At 61.6% G+C, this 20,692-nt stretch carries 12 protein-coding genes; 11 read left to right on the forward strand and 1 reads right to left on the reverse strand.

Annotated features, from left to right (window positions below; translation table 11 throughout):
* Positions 1–4: 4 nt before the first annotated feature.
* From QYQ93_RS14360 to QYQ93_RS14400, 9 genes are all read left to right on the forward strand, one after another.
* Complete coding sequence (locus QYQ93_RS14360; RefSeq protein WP_338474852.1) at positions 5–1,108, forward strand: P1 family peptidase; 1,104 nt, start codon at positions 5–7, stop codon at positions 1,106–1,108.
* 368 nt (positions 1,109–1,476) lie between these two features.
* Positions 1,477–2,910, forward strand: coding sequence for a serralysin family metalloprotease (locus QYQ93_RS14365; protein ID WP_043049390.1), 1,434 nt, complete (start codon positions 1,477–1,479; stop codon positions 2,908–2,910).
* A gap of 47 nt (positions 2,911–2,957) precedes the next feature.
* Positions 2,958–3,326 carry a protease inhibitor Inh/omp19 family protein gene (locus tag QYQ93_RS14370; RefSeq protein WP_338474853.1) on the forward strand — a complete coding sequence of 123 codons (369 nt, stop codon included), beginning with the start codon at positions 2,958–2,960 and terminating at the stop codon, positions 3,324–3,326.
* Positions 3,327–3,427: 101 nt separating this feature from the next.
* Entirely contained in the window at positions 3,428–5,179 is a 1,752-nt protein-coding gene (locus QYQ93_RS14375) for a type I secretion system permease/ATPase (RefSeq protein WP_338474854.1), read from the forward strand.
* Positions 5,176–6,489: an HlyD family type I secretion periplasmic adaptor subunit gene (locus QYQ93_RS14380; protein WP_338474855.1), complete on the forward strand. Its 1,314-nt coding sequence runs from the start codon at positions 5,176–5,178 to the stop codon at positions 6,487–6,489. The genes QYQ93_RS14375 and QYQ93_RS14380 overlap by 4 nt, the downstream gene beginning before the upstream one ends.
* 2 nt (positions 6,490–6,491) lie before the next feature.
* On the forward strand, positions 6,492–7,832 hold the full coding sequence (locus QYQ93_RS14385; protein WP_338474856.1) for a TolC family outer membrane protein: 1,341 nt from the start codon (positions 6,492–6,494) through the stop codon (positions 7,830–7,832).
* A gap of 109 nt (positions 7,833–7,941) precedes the next feature.
* Complete coding sequence (locus QYQ93_RS14390) at positions 7,942–10,899, forward strand: autotransporter domain-containing protein (protein ID WP_338474857.1); 2,958 nt, start codon at positions 7,942–7,944, stop codon at positions 10,897–10,899.
* A 189-nt stretch (positions 10,900–11,088) separates the two neighbouring features.
* Positions 11,089–14,196 (forward strand): autotransporter outer membrane beta-barrel domain-containing protein, encoded by a 3,108-nt coding sequence (locus QYQ93_RS14395; protein WP_338474858.1) that lies wholly within the window; start codon positions 11,089–11,091, stop codon positions 14,194–14,196.
* Between the two features lie 173 nt (positions 14,197–14,369).
* A complete protein-coding gene (locus QYQ93_RS14400; RefSeq protein ID WP_338474859.1) occupies positions 14,370–15,794 on the forward strand; it encodes a lipase in 1,425 nt (474 codons plus the stop codon).
* Between the two features lie 132 nt (positions 15,795–15,926).
* Here QYQ93_RS14400 and QYQ93_RS14405 read toward each other — a convergent pair whose 3' ends face one another.
* The gene (locus QYQ93_RS14405; RefSeq protein WP_005788446.1) at positions 15,927–16,151 is read right to left on the reverse strand and encodes a YgdI/YgdR family lipoprotein; all 225 of its coding nucleotides are present in this window, start codon (positions 16,149–16,151) and stop codon (positions 15,927–15,929) included.
* A gap of 188 nt (positions 16,152–16,339) precedes the next feature.
* On the opposite strand from QYQ93_RS14405, the gene QYQ93_RS14410 reads away from it, so the two are divergent.
* Positions 16,340–17,986: a VRR-NUC domain-containing protein gene (locus tag QYQ93_RS14410; protein WP_338474860.1), complete on the forward strand. Its 1,647-nt coding sequence runs from the start codon at positions 16,340–16,342 to the stop codon at positions 17,984–17,986.
* The gene (locus tag QYQ93_RS14415) at positions 17,983–20,241 is read left to right on the forward strand and encodes an ATP-dependent DNA helicase (protein WP_338474861.1); all 2,259 of its coding nucleotides are present in this window, start codon (positions 17,983–17,985) and stop codon (positions 20,239–20,241) included. The genes QYQ93_RS14410 and QYQ93_RS14415 overlap by 4 nt, the downstream gene beginning before the upstream one ends.
* Positions 20,242–20,692 lie beyond the last annotated feature (451 nt).

Raw genomic sequence — 20,692 nt, forward strand, 5'->3', positions numbered from 1 at the left:
GGGTATGCGTGCACGTCAATTGGGCATCACGTTAGGGCTGGGCACGCCCGGCGAATTGAATGCCATCACCGATGTTCCCGGGGTTCGCGTGGGTCACACCACGCTCAAGGCAGATATCGACGGCAAGCAGGTGCGAACCGGGGTCACGTTGATCCAACCGCGTGCCGGGGAGGCGCGGCACCAACCTTGTTTCGCCGGTTACCACGTGCTCAATGGCAACGGCGACGCCACCGGCCTTGAGTGGATCAGCGAGGCGGGGCTGTTGACCACGCCGATGGCGATTACCAACACCCACAGCATCGGCATTGTGCGTGACACCTTGATCGCCCTGGAGCGCGAGCGCCTGGCGGACCCTGCGGTGTACTGGTGCATGCCGGTGGTCATGGAAACCTACGACGGCTTGCTCAACGATATCTGGGGCCAGCACGTACAACCTGAGCATGTACGCCAGGCCCTGGAAAACGCTGAAAGCGGCCCGGTGCAGGAGGGCTCGGTGGGCGGCGGCACCGGCATGATCTGCCATGAGTTCAAGGGCGGTATCGGCACGGCGTCACGGCGTTTGCCGGCGGAGCAGGGCGGCTGGACAGTCGGCGTGCTGGTGCAGGCCAACCATGGCAAGCGCCAGGAGCTGCGGGTCGATGGTTATCCAGTGGGGCGCCACTTGATGGATATTGCCTCGCCTTTCGCCGAGCAGGGTACGCCTGGCATGGGGTCTATCGTGGTGATTATCGCCACCGACGCACCCTTGCTGCCCCACCAATGCCAGCGCCTGGCACAGCGTGCATCCATTGGCATCGCGCGCACCGGGGGTGGCACCGAGGATTCCAGTGGCGACCTGTTTTTAGCCTTTGCCACCGGTAACCAGGATTTGCCGCCGGCAGACTACGGGCGTAGAGACCTGCCATTGCAAACGGCGCTGCACATGGTCAATAACGATCATATCTCGCCGCTGTTCAGCGCTGCGGCCGAGGCGGTGGAAGAGGCGATCATCAACGCGATACTGGCGGGCGAAAACATGAGCACGCAAGAGGGCGTCAGGGTGCTTGGGCTGACCGGCGAGACGCTCTTTGAAGCATTGCACAAGTGCGGGTGGTGTATGTCCCGGTAATAGGGGACAACGCACTTTAATAGTGCGAATGATGGCTCTTTAATGCTGCCATTGACACCGTGACAATATATTGGATCCATTATTCAAGTGCGCCGCTCAACTCGAGCGGCTTTACTGCTATTTAATATTTAAATATCACGGAGTCAAACGAGGCAGCTAAAAAGCAAGCGTTCCCAGTAAACACTACGTGCGACTTACTCAAGTTGAACCTGCGTCACATTTTAGCCGTGGAAATAGTGGTGGACGAAAGATTTCAAGTTGTGTCAGTTTTCTTACGCCTTCAAAAGAGGTGAGTGATAGGACTATCCTCGCCCGCGAGGTTCCTATCGAACAAAGACTGATGCACTTGCAAACAAGGAAGTACGTTTATGTCAAAAGTAAAAGACAAGGCTATTGTATCTGCCGCGCAAGCCAGCACTGCTTACTCGCAAATCGATAGCTTCAGCCATTTGTATGACCGTGGCGGTAACCTCACGGTCAACGGCAAACCGTCCTACACCGTCGACCAGGCAGCTACCCAGCTGCTGCGGGATGGCGCCGCGTATCGGGACTTTGATGGCAACGGCAAGATCGATCTGACCTACACCTTCCTCACCTCGGCTACCCAGAGCACCATGAACAAACATGGCATCTCAGGGTTCAGCCAGTTCAACGCCCAGCAGAAAGCACAGGCCGCACTGGCCATGCAATCCTGGTCGGATGTCGCCAACGTGACCTTTACCGAAAAGGCTTCCGGCGGTGACGGTCACATGACCTTCGGCAACTACAGCAGCGGCCAGGACGGCGCGGCGGCGTTCGCCTACCTGCCCGGCACCGGCGCAGGCTACGACGGCACCTCGTGGTACCTGACCAACAACAGCTACACGCCGAACAAAAGCCCGGATCTGAACAACTATGGCCGGCAAACCCTCACCCATGAAATCGGCCACACCCTGGGCCTGGCTCACCCTGGCGACTACAACGCCGGGAATGGCAACCCGACCTACAACGACGCGACCTATGGACAGGACACGCGCGGCTACAGCCTCATGAGTTACTGGAGCGAGAGCAACACCAACCAGAACTTCAGCAAAGGCGGCGTCGAGGCTTACGCTTCCGGCCCGCTGATCGACGACATCGCCGCGATCCAGAAGCTCTACGGTGCCAACTTCAACACCCGTGCCGGTGACACCACCTACGGGTTCAACTCCAACACCGGGCGTGATTTTCTCAGCGCTACATCCAATGCCGACAAGCTGGTGTTCTCGGTGTGGGACGGTGGAGGCAATGACACCCTGGACTTCTCCGGTTTCACCCAAAACCAGAAGATCAACCTCAATGCCACCTCGTTCTCCGACGTTGGCGGGCTGGTGGGCAACGTGTCCATCGCCAAGGGCGTCACCGTCGAAAACGCCTTTGGTGGCGCGGGCAACGACCTGATCATTGGTAACCAGGCCGCCAACCTCATCAAGGGCGGGGCCGGCAACGACCTCATCTACGGTGGTGGCGGTGCAGACCAACTGTGGGGCGGCGCCGGCAGCGATACCTTCGTGTACGGTGCCAGTTCCGACTCCCGTCCAGGCGCTGCGGACAAGATCTTCGACTTCACCTCGGGTTCGGACAAGATCGACCTGTCCGGTATCACCAAGGGTGCGGGCGTGACTTTCGTCAATGCATTTACCGGGCATGCCGGCGATGCTGTTCTGTCCTACGCCTCAGGCACCAACCTGGGTACGTTGGCCGTGGACTTCTCCGGGCACGGCGTGGCGGATTTCCTCGTCACCACCGTCGGCCAGGCAGCGGTCAGCGACATCGTAGCGTGATGTAAGCGCGCGGTGCCTCGGCACCGCGCTCTATGATGGAGCTTGAAATGCCGCGTTTTTCCCATTTGATCGCCTGTGTGTCGCAGGTGTTGTTCGTGTCGGCAGGAGCCCATGCAATGGCGAGCAGTCTCGTTCTACCCACCACCGCGCAATTGGCCGGGCATTGGGAGTTGAAGCAGCAGGATAAGGTGTGTGCCCTGGAATTGCTGGAGCAGGCCAATTCCCTGGATGGCGATATCGCGTGTGCCGCGCAATGGCTGGGCGACAAGCCCCTGACCTGGTCGCCCACGCCGGATGGTATTTGGCTGTTTAACGCTGAGGGTTCGGGGATTACGCACTTGAATCGCCAGAAAGAGGGTGAATATCAAGCTCGCACTAAAGCTGGAGAAGTTGTCGAGCTGAAACGAATACCTTAGTTCAAGTTATAAGCATATAACTCGATTTAATAGTTGGCCGAGCCCTGTTGCGGGCAAGGGTGACTATTGCGCGTCATTCGCTCCAAGGAAGATCAAATAATATGGCGAAGTCCCATGGGGTTGCGCCCTTATTCAGGGCGTTGGGTGAATACAAGAGCATTTTGATCAGCGTCGGCTGCTTTACGGCGCTGATTAACTTGCTGATGCTGGTGCCGTCGATTTACATGCTGCAAGTGTATGACCGTGTGTTGTCCTCCCAGAATGAAACCACGCTGGTGATGTTGACGTTGATGGTCGTGGGCTTCTTTGCATTCATCGGCCTGCTGGAAGTGGTGCGCAGTTTTGTCGTGATCCGTATTGGCAGCCAGTTGGAGCGGCGGTTCAATCTGCGCGTCTACAAGGCTGCGTTCGAACGCAACCTGCAGCGCGGCCAGGGGCACGCCGGGCAGTCCCTGGGCGACCTGACCGCTATCCGCCAATTCATCACCGGGCCTGCGCTGTTCGCATTCTTCGATGCGCCGTGGTTCCCGATCTACCTGTTCGTGATTTTTCTCTTCAACGTGTGGCTCGGCGTGCTGGCCACGGTCGGTGCGGTGCTGTTGATCGGGCTGGCGTGCCTGAATGAATACCTGACGAAAAAGCCGTTGGGCGAGGCGAGTATCTTCTCCCAGCAATCCACCCAGTTGGCCACCAGCCACTTGCACAACGCCGAGACAATCCAGGCCATGGGCATGCTCGGCGCACTGCGCCAGCGTTGGTTTGGTGTGCACGCGCAATTCCTCGGTTTCCAGAACAAGGCCAGCGACACCGGTTCGGTGATCAGCTCCCTGAGTAAATCCCTGCGCCTGTGCCTGCAATCCCTGGTATTGGGCCTCGGCGCCTTCCTGGTGATCAGGGGCGAAATGACCGCCGGCATGATGATCGCAGGGTCCATCCTGATGGGCCGCGTACTCAGCCCTATTGACCAGCTGATTGCCGTGTGGAAGCAATGGAGCTCGGCCAAACTGGCCTACCAGCGCCTCGACGAACTGCTGCGCGAATTCCCCCCGGAAGTCGAGCAGATGGCCTTGCCGGCACCCAAGGGCCAGGTCAGTTTCGAGCAGGTCAGTGCCGGCCCTCCGGGGCGACGCATGGCGACCTTGCATCAGGTCAGCTTCAACCTGTCGGCCGGGGAAGTGCTCGGTGTGCTGGGCGCGTCGGGCTCCGGCAAGTCCACCCTGGCCCGGGTGCTGGTGGGCGTCTGGCCGACCCTGGCCGGCACCGTGCGCCTGGACGGCGCGGATATCCATCGTTGGGACCGCGACGACCTCGGCCCGCATATCGGTTATTTGCCCCAGGACATTGAGCTGTTCAGCGGCAGTATCGCCGACAACATCGCGCGCTTTCGCGAGGCCGACCCGGAGCGGGTGGTCAAGGCCGCGCAACAGGCCGGTGTACATGAACTGATCCTGCGCCTGCCCCAAGGCTATGACACCGTGCTGGGGGACAACGGCGGCGGCCTGTCCGGTGGTCAGAAACAACGAGTGGCCCTGGCCCGCGCCCTGTACGGCGAGCCGCGCCTGATTGTGCTGGATGAGCCCAACTCCAACCTCGACACTGTCGGCGAAGCCGCCTTGGCCAGCGCCATCATGCAGATGAAAACCCAGGGCAGCAGCGTGGTATTGGTGACCCACCGTTCCTCGGCGCTGGCCCAGGCCGACAAGCTGCTGGTGCTCGGCGAAGGCCATCTGCAAGCGTTCGGGCCCAGCCAGGAAGTGCTGCGCGCATTGTCCGGGCAGCAGGAAGCGCCGAAAGAAAAACCCGGTGTCAGTTTCAGTCGTCAGTACCAGGCCGGAAGGAATCCAGGCGCATGAGCAGCATGACCGTTGAACCTCGTTTTAAAGAACACGATGCTGGCTTCTTCGTAAAGATGGGCTGGCTGCTGACCATTGTCGGTGCCGGTGGGTTTTTCCTGTGGGCCAGCCTCGCGCCGTTGGACCAGGGCATTCCTGTCCAAGGCACCGTGGTGGTGTCCGGCAAGCGCAAGGCCGTGCAAACCTTCAGCCCCGGCGTGGTCAGCCGGATCCTGGTGAAGGAGGGCGAACTGGTCAAGCAAGGCCAGCCGCTGTTTCGTCTCGACCAGACCCAGAACCAGGCCGACGTACAATCCCTGCAAGCCCAGTACCGCATGGCCTGGGCCAGCGTGGCGCGTTGGCAGAGCGAGCGTGACAATCTTGCCAGTGTCACCTTTCCCGCTGAGCTGAGCGCCAACCCCGACCCGGCCCTGGCGTTGGTACTGGACGGCCAGCGCCAACTGTTCAGCAGCCGCCGCGACGCGTTTGCCCGTGAACAGGCCGGGATTCGTGCAAGCATTGAAGGTGCCACCTCACAGTTGGGCGGCATGCGCCGTGCCCGCAGCGACCTGACTGCGCAGGCCCAATCCCTGCGCGATCAGCTCGGCAACCTGCAACCTTTGGCCGACAACGGCTATATCCCGCGCAACCGCCTGATGGAATACCAGCGCCAGCTGTCCCAGGTGCAACAGGACCTGGCGCAGAACGCCGGGGAAAGCGGGCGCATCGAACAGGGCATCCTTGAGTCGCGCCTCAAGCTGCAACAGCACAGCGAGGAATATCAAAAGGAAGTGCGCAGCCAGTTGGCCGATGCACAACTGCGCAGCCTGACCCTTGAACAGCAACTGACGTCCGCAGGTTTCAACCTGCAACACAGCGAGATCAACGCGCCGGCCGACGGCATCGCGGTCAACCTCAGCGTACACACCGAAGGCGCCGTGGTGCGCGCCGGTGAAACCCTGCTGGAGATCGTGCCCCAAGGCACGCGCCTGGAAGTGGAGGGGCATCTGCCGGTGCACCTGGTGGACAAGGTGGGTCCCCATTTGCCGGTGGACATCCTCTTCACCGCCTTCAACCAGAGCCGCACGCCCCGCGTACCGGGAGAGGTCAGCCTGATCTCCGCCGACCAGATGCTCGATGAAAAAACCGGTGCGCCGTATTACGTGCTGCGCACCAGTGTGAGCGAAGCTGCGATGGAAAAACTCCATGGCTTGGTGATCAAGCCCGGCATGCCCGCCGAGATGTTCGTGCGCACTGGCGAGCGGTCATTGCTCAATTACCTGTTCAAGCCGCTGCTGGATCGCGCCGGCTCCGCGTTGACTGAGGAATGAGCATGAAGTCAGTGTTCATTTCGCTGGTGCTGGTGTGTGGCAGTGCCGAGGCCGCCATGGGCCCGTTCGATGTGTACGAGCAGGCGCTGCGTAACGACCCGGTGTTCCTCGGCGCCATCAAGGAGCGCGACGCCGGCCTGGAAAACCGCACCATCGGCCGCGCCGGGCTGCTGCCGAGGCTGTCATACAACTACAACAAGGGCCGCAACAATTCCGAGGCGCACCTGCCCGACGGGCGTGGCGGCAGCTATCGCGACGATCGTAACTACAACAGCTATGGCTCCACCTTCAGCCTGCAACAACCGTTGTTCGACTACGAAGCCTATGCCAACTACCGCAAGGGCGTGGCCCAGGCGCTGTTCGCCGATGAAAGCTTTCGTGACAAGAGCCAGGCGTTGCTGGTGCGGGTGCTGAGCTATTACACCCAGGCACTGTTTGCCCAGGACCAGATCGACATCGCCCGCGCCAAGAAAAAGGCCTTCGAGCAGCAATTCCAGCAGAACCAGCACTTGTTCAAGGCCGGCGAGGGCACGCGCACTGACATCCTGGAAGCCGAATCGCGCTATGAACTGGCCACCGCCGAAGAGATCCAGGCCCTGGATGAGCAGGACGCCTCGCTGCGGGAATTGGGCGCGTTGATTGGCGTGCAAAGCGTCAATATTGACGACCTGGCGCCGCTGAACCAGAGTTTTGCCGCCTTCACCCTGGCCCCGGCCAATTACGACACCTGGCATGAACTGGCGCTCACCAACAACCCGGTGCTGGCCTCCCAGCGCCAATCCCTGGAAGTGGCGCGCTATGAGGTAGAACGCAACCGCGCCGGGCATTTGCCCAGAATCACCGCCTATGCCACTTCGCGCAAACAGGAATCCGACAGCGGCAACACCTACAACCAGCGCTACGACACCAACACCATCGGCGTCGAAGTGAGCATGCCGCTGTATGCCGGAGGCGGCATCTCGGCCTCCACCCGCCAGGCCAGCCGCGCCATGGAGCAGGCCGAGTACGAGCTGGAAGGCAAGACCCGCGAGACCCTGATCGAATTGCGGCGTCAGTTCAGTGCCTGCCTGTCGGGGGTGAGCAAGCTGCGCGCCTACCAGAAAGCCTTGGTTTCGGCCGAGGCCCTGGTGGTGTCGACCAAGCAGAGCATCCTCGGCGGCGAACGGGTCAACCTCGATGCGCTGAATGCCGAGCAGCAGCTGTACAGCACCCGCCGCGACCTGGCCCAGGCGCGGTATGACTACCTGATGGCCTGGACCAAATTGCACTACTACGCGGGCAACTTGCGCGACACCGACCTGGCCAAGGTGGACGAGGCCTTCGGCCCGGATAGAAAACTGTAGGAGCGAGCTTGCTCGCGAAAAACGTCAACGATGACGTGGACATCCTGGCTGTACGCGGCACCAGTGTTCTTCGCGAGCCTGGGGAATAACAATAATTAGGAGTGTGTCAATGATCACTGATTCACCGCGTTTCAAACCCTTCACCGCCGGCTCCTTGCTGCTGCTGTCCGTTGCGGCACAGGCGCAATACGCCGAGACCGGCCAACCGGGTAACCCGGCCAGCTGGCGTTCGGCCGAGTATCAGAGCGACTGGGGCCTGGGGCGGATGAAGGCCGATGAAGCCTACGCTGCCGGGATCAGCGGCAAAGGTGTGAAAATCGGCGCGCTGGACTCGGGTTTCGACCCCAACCACCCCGAAGCCGCCAAGGACCGCTTCCATGCGGTGACCGCCACCGGCACCTATGTCGACGGCAGCGCCTTCAGCACCACGGGCGCGCTCAACCCCAACAACGACTCCCACGGCACCCACGTAACCGGCACCATGGGCGCCGCCCGCGACGGCGTGGGCATGCATGGCGTGGCCTACAACGCCCAAGTCTATGTGGGCAATACCAACGCCAACGACAGCTTCCTGTTCGGCCCGACCCCAGACCCCAAGTATTTCAAGACGGTGTATAGCGCCCTGGTGGATTCCGGCGTGCGCGCCATCAACAACAGCTGGGGCAGCCAGCCAAAGGACGTCAGCTACCAGACCCTGGATGACCTCCACAAAGCCTATGCCCAGCACTACAACCAGGGCACCTGGCTGGACGCCGCGGCGGATGTGGCCAAGGCCGGCGTGATCAATGTGTTCAGTGCCGGCAACAGCGGCTATGCAAATGCCAGCGTGCGCTCGGCCTTGCCGTATTTCCAACCGGAACTGGAAGGCCACTGGCTGGCGGTGTCGGGACTGGATAAAGCCAATAACCAGAAGTACAACAAGTGCGGCATCGCCAAATACTGGTGCATTTCCACTCCCGGCGCGCTGATCAACAGCACCATTCCCGACGGCGGTTATGGGGTCAAGTCCGGCACCTCGATGTCGGCGCCCCATGCCACCGGGGCGTTGGCGCTGGTGATGGAACGCTATCCTTATATGACCAATGAGCAGGCGCTGCAGGTGCTGTTGACCACCGCCACGCAGCTCGATGGCTCAATCACCCAGGCGCCCAACGCTATCGTCGGCTGGGGTGTGCCGGACCTGGGCCGGGCGATGCACGGTCCGGGGCAATTGCTTGGAGCCATGGACGTGAACCTGGCAGCCGGGCAGGGCGATGTGTGGAGCAATGGCATCTCCGACCAGGTCCTGCTCCAGCGCCAGGCCGAGGACCGCGCCGAGCACACCGCCTGGCAGCAGACCTTGATCGACAAGGGTTGGCAAAACGGCGTGGGCGCCAATGCCAGCCAGCAGGACCAGACCGACTACGCCATTGGCAACGCCCGCGACCAGGCCGCCGCCAACCGCGTATACGAGGGCAGCCTGATCAAGTCCGGCGCCGGCAGCCTGGTACTCAGCGGCGACAGCACTTATCGCGGCGCGACCACCGTCAACGGCGGCCTGCTGGCGGTTAATGGCTCGCTGACCTCGGCGGTCACGGTGAACAACAGCGGTACCCTCGGCGGCTCCGGGCGCATCGCCGCGCTGTCGGTCAACAGCGGCGGCCGCGTGGCACCGGGCAATTCCGTGGGCACCTTGCAGGTAGCGGGAGATGTGAACCTCGGTGCGGGCTCGACCTATGCAGTGGAACTGACGCCCACCAGCAGCGACCGCATTGTTGCGGGCGGCAAGGCGGTATTGGGCGGCGGCACCGTCACCCTGGCGATGGAAAACAGCCCGACGCTGCTCAGCCAGAGCCAGGTGCAAAGCCTGATTGGCCGTCAATACTCGATCCTGGAGGCGGCGGGCGGTATCCAGGGCCAGTTCGGGCAAGTGCTGCCCAACTATGTATTCCTTGGCGGCACCCTCGACTACGCCACCAATGCTGTACAGCTGAACGTCGGGCGCAACGACGCGAGTTTTGCCAGCGTTGCTGCTACCCGCAACCAGCGCAACGTAGCGGCGGCTGCCGAGCAACTGGGCGCCGGCAACCCGGTGTATGAAAGCCTGCTGCAGTCGCAGTCGGTTGCCACCGCGCAACAGGGCCTGCAGCAACTGTCCGGTGAAGTCTACCCAGCCGTGGGTGCGATGCTGATCAACGACAGCCTGCAACTGCGCAACGCCGTGGGCGAACGCCTGCGCCATGTGCCGGTGAGCGGTGAAAGCAACCTCTGGTTCAAGGCCCTCGGCGCCTGGGGCAAAAGCGACAGCCGCAGTGAAACGGCGGGCTCCACCACCTCCATCGGTGGCCTGCTGGCGGGCGTGGATGGTGCGCTGGATGAGCAGACCCGTGTGGGTGTGGTCGCCGGCTACAGTGACAGTTCGTTGAACATGGGCAGTGGCACGCACTCATCGGCGTCCATCGACAGCTACCACTTCGGCGCGTACGCCGGGCGCGAGCTGGGCGATTGGCGCCTGAGCGTCGGCGGTGCCTACAGCTGGCATCGCGGCGATGTGAAGCGCGACCTGCAATTGGGGGATGTGAGCGGCAAGCAAAAAACCAAGCTGGATGCGACCACCGCGCAACTGTTCACCGAAGCGGCGTACCGCATACACCTGCAACCGCTGGCGTTGGAACCGTTCGCCAACCTGGCCTACGTGCATCTGGACAGCGAATCATTCCACGAAAAAGGCGATGCCGCCGCCCTGGAACGCGGCAGTGACCGGCGCGATGCGGTGCTCAGCACCCTCGGCGTGCGTGCCTTGAAAACCCTGGCCCTCAATGACCACCAGCAACTGGAACTCTCCGGTTCGTTGGGCTGGCAACACAGCCTGACGGCGGTTGCGTCCGAAGAACACTTAGCGTTTGTCGCAGGCGGGCCTTCGTTTGCCGTGCGCAGCGCGCCGCTTCTGCGTGACGCAGCCTTGGTGGGCGTACAGGCCAGCCTGGCGCTGAACGCGTCGACACGGGTCAACCTGGATTACAACGGCCAACTGGGCGGGCGCGAGAAAACCCAAGGCGTGGGGCTGAGCCTGAACTGGCAGTTCTGAAGAAAATGTGGGAGACGCAGCCCTAATACTTGTAGGAGCGAGCTTGCTCGCGAAAAAACCATAGGCGACGCGTTTATTCAGGAAGCACGCGTAATCGTTGACGTTTTTCGCGAGCAAGCTCGCTCCTACAGTCATCCCACAGGGAAAGTGATTCACCTACCAGCAATAAGAAAACTAAGGAAGGTCACCGTGAAAAAACGCAAGTCAGGGTTAACCACCGCCATCCACACCGGCCCGGGCTATCCGCTCAAGGCGCTGAGCTGCGTGCCATACGGCGCGCTGCTGTGTTGCCTGGCCAGCCTGGGAACCGCCCAGGCCGCACCCTACGTAGAAACTGGCAAGCTCGGCGACGCCGCCAGTTGGCGCAGCAATGAGTTCAAGGCCGACTGGGGCCTGGGCGCCGTGCACGCCGACACCGCGTATGCCGCCGGCTACACCGGCAAGGGCGTCAAGCTGGGGATCTTCGACCAGCCGGTGTACGCCCAGCATCCGGAATTCGCCAGCCCTGACAAGGTGGTGACGATTGTCACCGAAGGCATCCGCCAATACACCGACCCGTATATCCCGGTGAAGGCCGGCGATGCATTCCGCTACGACGGCACACCGTCCAAGGACTCCAACGGCAAGCTGGGTAACCATGGCACCCACGTCGGCGGCATTGCCGCGGGTAACCGCGACGGCGGGCCGATGCATGGCGTGGCGTTCAATGCGCAAATCCTCACCGCCGAAAACGGTGACCCGGGCCCGGAAGACGGGATCATCCTCGGCAACGACGGCGCGGTGTACAAAGCCGGCTGGGATGGGCTGGTCGCCAGTGGCGCACGCATCATCAACAACAGCTGGGGCATCGGCATTGGTGATCAATATGCCAAGGGCGGCCGCGATCCGGCGTTCCCCAATTTCACCGTCAATGAAGCCCAGGCGCAGTTCAATACGATCCGACCGATTCTCGGCACGATCGCAGGGGGGGCTTATCAAGGCGCGATCGATGCGGCGCGTAGCGGTGTGCTGACCATCTTTGCCGCCGGTAACGACTACAACCTTAACAACCCGGATGCGATTTCCGGCCTGGCGTATTTTGTGCCGCAGATTGCGCCGAACTGGCTGTCAGTGGCGGCGTTGCAGCAGAACCCGGACACCACCAGCGCCAATCCCTATGTGATCAGCACCTTCTCCTCGCGCTGCGGCTATGCGGCGAGCTTTTGCGTGTCGGCCCCCGGCACCAAGATCTACAGCTCGATCATCAATGGCACCGACCTGAACAACCTGACCACCGACTGGGCCAACAAAAACGGCACCTCCATGGCCGCGCCCCACGTCGCTGGTGCAGCAGCGGTGCTGATGGAGCGCTTCCAGTACATGAGCGGCGACCAGATCTCCACGCTGCTCAAGACCACCGCCACCGACCTCGGCGCGCCGGGCATCGACTCGCTGTATGGCTGGGGCATGATCAACCTGGGCAAGGCGGTCAATGGGCCGGGGATGTTTGTCACCGCAGAGGATATTCCCGCCGAGTTCCGTATCGATGGCGCTTACGGCAGCGGCCAGTTCGTGGCGGACCTGCCAGGGATCGGCGCAGTGGTAGATGCCGGTAAGCCGACCCAGCGGATTTGCAATGATGTGCACTGCGGGCTGGATGTGTGGAGTAACGACATCTCCGGCCATGGCGGCCTGACCAAGCAGGGCATCGGCAGCCTGGTGCTGACCGGCACCAACACCTATAGCGGCCCGACCCTGGTCAACCAGGGCTTGTTGGCGATCAACGGCTCGCTGACTTCCGACGTCAGCGTCAGCCAGGCCGGCGTGCTCGGTGGCTCGGGGCGCATCGGATCGCTGACCGCAAAAAGCGGTGGCACCGTGGCGCCGGGTAATTCCATCGGCACCTTGAACGTGGCGGGTAACGTCACGTTCGATGCGGGCTCAACCTACGCCGTGGAATTGTCGCCCACCAGCAGCGACCGTATCGTCGCCGGTGGTACCGCCACGCTTAACGGCGGCACCGTGACCCTGGCCCTGGAAAACAGCCCGACCTTGTTGAGCGCGACCCAGGCCCAAAGCCTGATCGGCCGCCAATACAACATCCTGCAAGCGGTAGGCGGGATCACCGGCAGCTTTGGTGCGGTATTGCCCAACTACCTGTTTGTCGGCGGCACCCTGAACTATGCAGCCAACGGCGTGCAGCTGGACGTGACGCGCACCAACAGCTTCGCCAGTGTGGCCGCTACGCCGAACCAGCGCGCCGTGGCCGCCGCCGCCGAGCAGTTGGGCGCGGGCAATGGTGTGTATGAAAGCTTGCTGCTGGCACCCACGGCCGCCTCGGCCCAGGGCGCGTTCCAGCAACTGAGTGGTGAAGTCTACCCAGCGCTGCAAACCGCATTGGTCAATGACAGCCGCTACGTTCGCGAAGCGGTAGGCGAGCGCCTGCGCAATGGCGAGATGGGCGCCACCAGCCAAGCCATCGACACCCGCGGCAACGTGTGGGTCAAGGCCCTGGGCGCCTGGGGCAAGACCGACAGCCGTAGCGACACGGCAGGCTATAACACCTCCATCGGCGGCATGCTCGCCGGGGTGGATGGTGCGCTCGACGACGCCACGCGCATCGGCCTGGTGGCGGGCTACAGCGACACGTCGCTGAACATGGGCAGCGACACCCACAGCCGTGCCTCGGTCGACAGCTACCATTTCGGGGCCTATGCCGGGCATGAAATCGGCGCCTGGCGCCTGAGCGGTGGCGCGACCTACAGCTGGCACCGCGCCGATGTGAAGCGCGACCTGCAATACGGCGACGTCAGCGGCAAGCAAAAGGCCAAGGTCGATGCACACAGCACCCAGGTGTTCACCGAAGCGGCGTATCGCATCAACCTGCAACCGCTGGCCCTGGAGCCGTTCGCCAACCTGGCCTACGTGCACCTGGACACTGACAGCTTCAAAGAGAAGGGCGATGCCGCTGCGCTGAAAAGTGGTGATGACAGCCGCGACCTGGTGTTGAGCACCTTGGGTGTGCGTGCCTTGAAGACCTTCAATGTCAACGACCACCAGCAACTGGAGGTGTCCGGCACCCTGGGCTGGCAGCACAACCTGAGCAGCACCGATTCCGAGCAGCACCTGGCGTTCGCCTCCGGCGGCCCTTCGTTCAGCGTGGAAAGTGCGCCGATGGTGCGCGATGCCGCGCTGGTAGGGGCGCGGGTCAGCCTGGCGTTGAGCAAGGAGGCGCGGGTGAACTTCGACTACAACGGCCTGCTGGCCAGCAAGGAGAAAGTACACGGCGTCGGTTTGAGCCTGGACTGGGCGTTCTAACGCAAACACTGTAGGAGCGAGCTTGCTCGCGAAAAACTCAATAGCGCCGCATTCCCTCAGGCAGGGCGCGTTATCGTTGACGATCTTCGCGAGCAAGCTCGCTCCTACATGAGATAACGGATAACAGGTGTTTTGGCTTTCTCTACAAATCCAACAACAGAGAGGCACTACCAATGGGTATCTTTGACTATAAAAACCTCGGTACCGAGGACTCCAAGGCGCTGTTCGCCGATGCCATGGCGATCACGGTGTATGCCTACCACAACCTGGATCACGGCTTTGCCGTCGGCTACCAGAACAATGGTCTCGGCCTTGGGCTGCCGGCCACACTGGTCGGCGCGCTGATTGGCAGCAGCGATTCCCAAGGGGTGATCCCCGGTATCCCCTGGAACCCCGACGCGGAAAAAGCCGCCCTCGATGCGGTACAAAAAGCCGGTTGGTCCCCCATCAGCGCCGATACCCTGGGTTACAGCGGCAAGGTTGATGCGCGGGGCACTTTCTTCGGTGAAAAGGCCGCCTACGCTACGGCACAGGTCGAGGTGCTGGGCAAGTACGATGAGGCTGGCAAATTGCAGGAAATCGGCATCGGCTTTCGTGGCACGTCGGGGCCTCGGGAAAACCTGGTCACAGACGCCATCGGCGACGTGATCAGCGACCTGCTGGCCGCGTTCGGCCCCAAGGACTACGCAAAAAACTACACGGGCGAAGCCTTTGGCAACTTGCTCGGCAACGTCGCGGCCTACGCCACGGCCCAAGGCCTGAGCGGCAACGACGTGGTGGTCAGCGGCCACAGCCTGGGCGGCCTGGCGGTCAACAGCATGGCCGACTTGAGCGACGGCAAATGGTCGGGGTTCTATAAGGACGCCAACTACGTGGCCTACGCTTCACCCACCCAGAGCGCCGGCGACAAGGTGCTGAACGTTGGTTATGAAAACGACCCGGTGTTCCGCGCCCTGGATGGCTCGTCATTCAACCTGTCGTCCCTGGGGGTGCACGACAAGCCCCACGAATCGAGCACCGACAATATCGTCAGCTTCAACGACCACTACGCGTCAACGCTGTGGAACGTGCTGCCATTTTCCATCCTCAACCTGCCGACCTGGGTTTCACACTTGCCCACCGGTTACGGCGACGGCATGACCCGCATCCTCGATTCCGGCTTCTACGAGCAGATGACCCGCGACTCCACGGTGATCGTCGCCAACCTGTCCGACCCGGCACGGGCCACCACCTGGGTGCAGGACTTGAATCGCAACGCCGAGGCGCACAAGGGCAACACCTTCATCATCGGCAGCGACGGCAACGACCTGATCAAGGGCGGCCAGGGCGAAGACTTTATCGAAGGCGGCAAGGGCAATGACACGATCCGCGACAGCAGCGGGCATAACACATTTTTGTTCAGCGGGCAGTTTGGCAATGACCGAGTGATTGGCTATCAAGCAACCGACAAGCTGGTATTCACCGATGTGCAGGGCAGTACGGATTATCGCGAGCACACCAAGGTGGTGGGCGCAGACACGGTGATCAGCTTTGGCGCCGATTCGGTGACGCTGGTGGGAGTAAGCAGTGTGTCAGGAGAGGGGATAGTGATCAGTTAAATTGCAATACGGTTGAAAACTGTGGGAGGGGGCTTGCTCCCGATGAGGGTGGGACAGTCACAGATGTGCTTACTGACCACCCTCATCGGGAGCAAGCCCCCTCACACATTTGATCCCGATTCGCCTGAAGGATTAGTTTTCCTTGCGCACCGTGGCCACGTCATCCGCCTTGATGCGAATGCGCTTGCCCGCAATATCGGTGAACTCATAGAAGCCGTCGGCTGTCTTGGCGTTGGGTGTGTCCTTGGTCAAATACTGCGTACCATTTTGCAATGTCACGACGGTTTGCGTGGAGCAACCGGCCAATACCAGAAAAGTGAGCGCAACCAGTGGAAGCCCCAAATTCTTCATGTTCATTACCCTTACCTTAACCCTGAAAAGTCCCGCCACCCATGGCTGGGGGGCGATAAATATTACGCGATCAACTCCCTCATCTGATCGCTTTTTTACAAAAAGTTGCAGGGACCATTTATCTATTACCGATTGCAACAAGCGCTTAGCAGCGGCACTCTGTATGCATAACCAGTATTTGATTGCCTTGCGCCATGGTCAACACTCTCGAAAACCCCTTGTATTACTTGCATAACTTCCGCCAGGTGCTGGCTTGGCTGGGGCAGCGCTATGCCGATTTGCTCGAGGCGCACGAAGAGCATTTCATTCAGCAATTTGACAGCTTGCCCCAGGCGTCACAGGCGTTATTGGTGCGCATGGTGATGCGCAAGGGCGTGCATTTTCGCGGCGCCAAGCTCAATTACCTGGAAATCGGTTGCCCCCATGCAGCGGTGGGCCCGTTGCGCGAACTGGGCTGGGTGGACGACCAAAGCCCGCTGCCGTTTGCGACCTTGTTCACCTTGCTGCAAAAGGGCGAAATCCTGAATGCGTTCAGGCCCTGGATCGACCAGCCCAAGGCCAACAAGGCCGCCTGGCTCGAGCCACTGGCCACGCAGTTCAGCGAACAGCGCAGTTTTGCCCAATGGTGTCCCGATGTAGACGATGTGCTCTATAGCCTCACGGTGATGGAGTTGTGTGATCGCCTGCGCCTGATGTTCTTCGGCAATCTGCATCAGGACTGGTCGGAATTCGTGCTGGCAGACCTGGGCATCTACACCTATGAAAAAGTCCCGTTCTGCGCCGAGTCACGTGGTTTGCGCACCCGTGACGACGTGCAGGGTTTCCTGTTCCTGCACCAATGTCAGCAAGCCTTTGAAGCCGGTGAGGCGCTGGATGCGGTGCTGGCACAGGTCGCCACGCTGTATACCGATAACCCCTGGCTGGAAAAACGCCGCGCCAAACTGCTCTTCCAGATCGGCCAGTATGGCGAGCGCTGTGGCGAGTTGGCGCTGGCTGAACAGGTTTACCGACACTGCACCTATCCCGGCGCACGGGCGCGGTTGATCCGTGTATTGGAGCGCCAGGAAGATTACGCGCAGGCCATGGCCCTGGCGATCGCCGCCCAACAGGCTCCGGAGAGTGCCGCTGAACACCAGCACCTGCTACGGGTGCTGCCCCGCTTGCGGCGCAAACTGGGCGAGCCGGCGCAGCCCAAGGCCAAGCCACAGGCCGTTGCGCGCCTGGACCTGGTACTGGAGCCGGAGCCGATGATGTCGGTGGAATTTTGCGTGCAGGCGCATCTGAACGAGCCGGACGCACCGGTGTATTACGTCGAGAACGGCCTGATCAATTCGCTGTTCGGGCTGTTGTGTTGGGACGCGATTTTCGCGCCGCTGCCGGGGGCGTTCTTCCACCCGTTCCAGCGTGGGCCGGCGGACCTGCACAGCGAGGACTTCCATCAACGTCGAGAAGCTTTGTTTGCTGCCTGCTTCGAGCAACTGGAGGATGAGTGCTACAAGACCACCATTCGCCAACGCTACGCGGACAAATGGGGCATCCAGTCGCCGTTCGTGTTCTGGAACCTGCTCAGTGAAGAGCTGCTGGAACAAGCCCTGGCCTGCCTGCCCGCCGAACACCTGCGCCATTGGTTTGCGCGCCTGCTGGTGGACATCCGCGCCAATCGCGCCGGCATGCCCGACCTGATTCAGTTCTGGCCCGCACAAAAGACCTACCGCATGATCGAGGTCAAGGGCCCCGGCGACCGTCTGCAAGACAACCAATTGCGTTGGCTGGCGTTCTGCGCCGAGTACCAGATGCCGGTCACCGTTTGCTACGTGCGCTGGGCGGAGCAACCCGCTTGAGTTACAGCGTGGCCGTGCGGGCTTTGTGTGAGTTCACGGCCAAGGTCGGTGATCTTGACCTGCGTTTTACGCCGTCGCCCAGCGCCCAGGAAGGGATCGTCGGTCACCGCACGGTGGCTTCCCGGCGTAGCGCGCACTATCAGAACGAGGTCGCCCTCGAGGGCGAATACCTGCAGCTCAAAGTGCGGGGCAGGGCGGACGGCTACGACCCGGACGCCAACCGTCTGGAAGAGGTCAAGACCTACCGTGGCGATCTCGCCGCCCAGCCCGCCAACCATCGGCAACTGCACTGGGCCCAGGTCAAGGTGTATGGCTGGCTGATGTGCCAGAAACTCGGTCTCGACGACATCGACCTGGCGCTGGTGTATTTCGATATCGTCGGCGAAGGCGAGACCCTGTTGAACCAACATTTCAACGCGCCAGACCTGGAGCACTTCTTCAAGCAGCAGTGCGCGCTGTTCCTGGACTGGGCCCGGCAGGAAATGCAACACCGCAGCGCACGTAACAGCGCCGCCCAAGCCCTGGCGTTTCCCCATGCCGAGTTTCGTCCTGGGCAACGTGCCTTGGCTGAATCGGTCTACAAAGCCGTGAGTACCGGCCGTTGCCTGATGGCCCAGGCGCCCACCGGCATCGGCAAGACCGTTGGTACGATTTTCCCGATGCTCAAGGCTCTGGCGCCGCAGCAACTGGACAAGTTGTTCTTCCTCACCGCCAAGACCCCAGGGCGCAAGCTTGCCCTGGACGCTGCCCAGGTGCTGTACGCCAGCAGCCCCGATCTGCCGCTACGGGTACTTGAGCTGGTGGCCCGGGACAAGGCATGCGAGTACCTGGACAAAGCCTGCCACGGCGATTCCTGCCCACTGGCCAAGGGCTTTTACGACCGCTTGCCCGACGCGCGCCAAGCCGCGTCCCAAGTGCGCCTGCTCGATCAACGCAGCCTGCGCGATGTCGCCTTGGCCCATGGGGTGTGCCCGTACTACCTGAGCCAGGAAATGGCGCGCTGGAGCGACCTGGTAGTCGCCGACTACAACTATTTTTTCGATTTTGGCGCCATGTTGTTCGGCCTCGCCCAGTTGAACCAGTGGCGCGTCGCGGTGCTGGTGGACGAAGCGCATAACCTGGTAGAGCGCGCCCGTTCGATGTACAGCGCCAGCCTTGACCAGTACAGCCTCAAGACCCTGCGTGACACGGCACCCGAGGTGCTGAAGAAACCCTTGCAGCGTCTGAACCGCGAGTGGAACGCCCTGCACAAGGAGCAAGTCGCGCCGTACCAGGCCTATGCCACCCGGCCCGAAAAATTGCTGCAAGCCCTGAGCCTGTGCATCAGCGCCATGGGTGACTATTTCAACGATCACCCCGAAGCCCTCAGCGGCGACCTGCAAGCTTTCTACTTTGAAGCCCTGCAATGGGCCAAAGTGGCGGAGCTGTTCAATGAACACTTCATCTTCGATATCAGCAAGCGCCAGTTCAACGGCAAGCGCAGCAGCTCAACCCTGTGCCTGCGCAATGTGGTGCCGGCCGAGTTCATCCGGCCTCGATTGATTGCCGCCCGCAGCAGTGTGCTGTTTTCCGCAACCTTGAGCCCGCGCCACTATTACGCCGACTTGCTCGGCATGCCAGCGGACACCGCCTGGGTCGATGTGGAGTCGCCGTTCAAGGCCGAGCAATTGCAGGTGCGTATTGTCGATGCCATCTCCACCCGGTTCGTGCATCGCCAGGCGTCGCTTACGCCTATTGTCGAGCTGATTGCGCGGCAATTTGTCGAGCAGCCGGGTAACTACCTGGCGTTCTTTTCCAGCTTCGATTACCTGCAACAGGTGGCGCAGTTGTTGGCCGAGCGGCACCCGCAGATTGCGCTGTGGCTGCAATCCCGCGGCATGGCCGAGGCCGAGCGCCAGGCCTTCCTCGACCAGTTCACCCAGCACAGCCAAGGCATTGGTTTTGCGGTACTGGGCGGTGCGTTTGGCGAAGGCATCGACTTGCCCGGTGCGCGCTTGATCGGCGCCTTCATTGCGACCCTGGGCCTGCCGCAACTGAACCCGGTCAACGAGCAAATGAAGGCACGCATGGGCGCGATCTTCGGCGCCGGCTACGATTACACCTACTTGTACCCCGGCCTGCAGAAGGTCGTACAAGCCGCGGGCAGGGTGATCCGCAGCCAGCAGGACCGCGGCGTGGTGATGTTGATCGATGATCGGTTCGGCGAAGCGCGGGTACGGCAATTGCTGCCGCGTTGGTGGGCGATCGATAACTGACAGAGGAGCGGCGGTGCAAATGTGGGAAAGGGTTTGCCCCGATAGCCATGGGTATCTATACAACTTTGGTAGGCCGCTGCTCCTCTGGCAAGGGGGCTTGCGGCCTGGCAACTTATAGCTATCTAACTGATGCACCGCGATCCAAATGTGGGAGGGGGCTTGCTCCCGATGGCGGCCTGACAGCCGACCAGCATGTTGGATCAGACCGAGTACATATCCGTTATTTGGGCAACGGCCACTTAGGGTTCCGCTTTTACAGCGGCTCACTTTTGAAAAGCGCAAAAGTAAGCAAAACGCTCTTGCCCCACCACTCGGCACCTCGCCTGGGCTCGGTGTGCCCGTAATTCGCCAGGGATTTGGGCGGCCGCCGCCACGCGCCATCCATGGCGCGGGGCGGCTAAACCGGCATCCCTGCCGGTTTACCCCCCAAATCCCTGTCGAATTCCGGCCA

It is taken from the genome of Pseudomonas khavaziana (assembly GCF_036704165.1).
In the GTDB taxonomy this organism is placed as follows: domain Bacteria; phylum Pseudomonadota; class Gammaproteobacteria; order Pseudomonadales; family Pseudomonadaceae; genus Aquipseudomonas; species Aquipseudomonas khavaziana.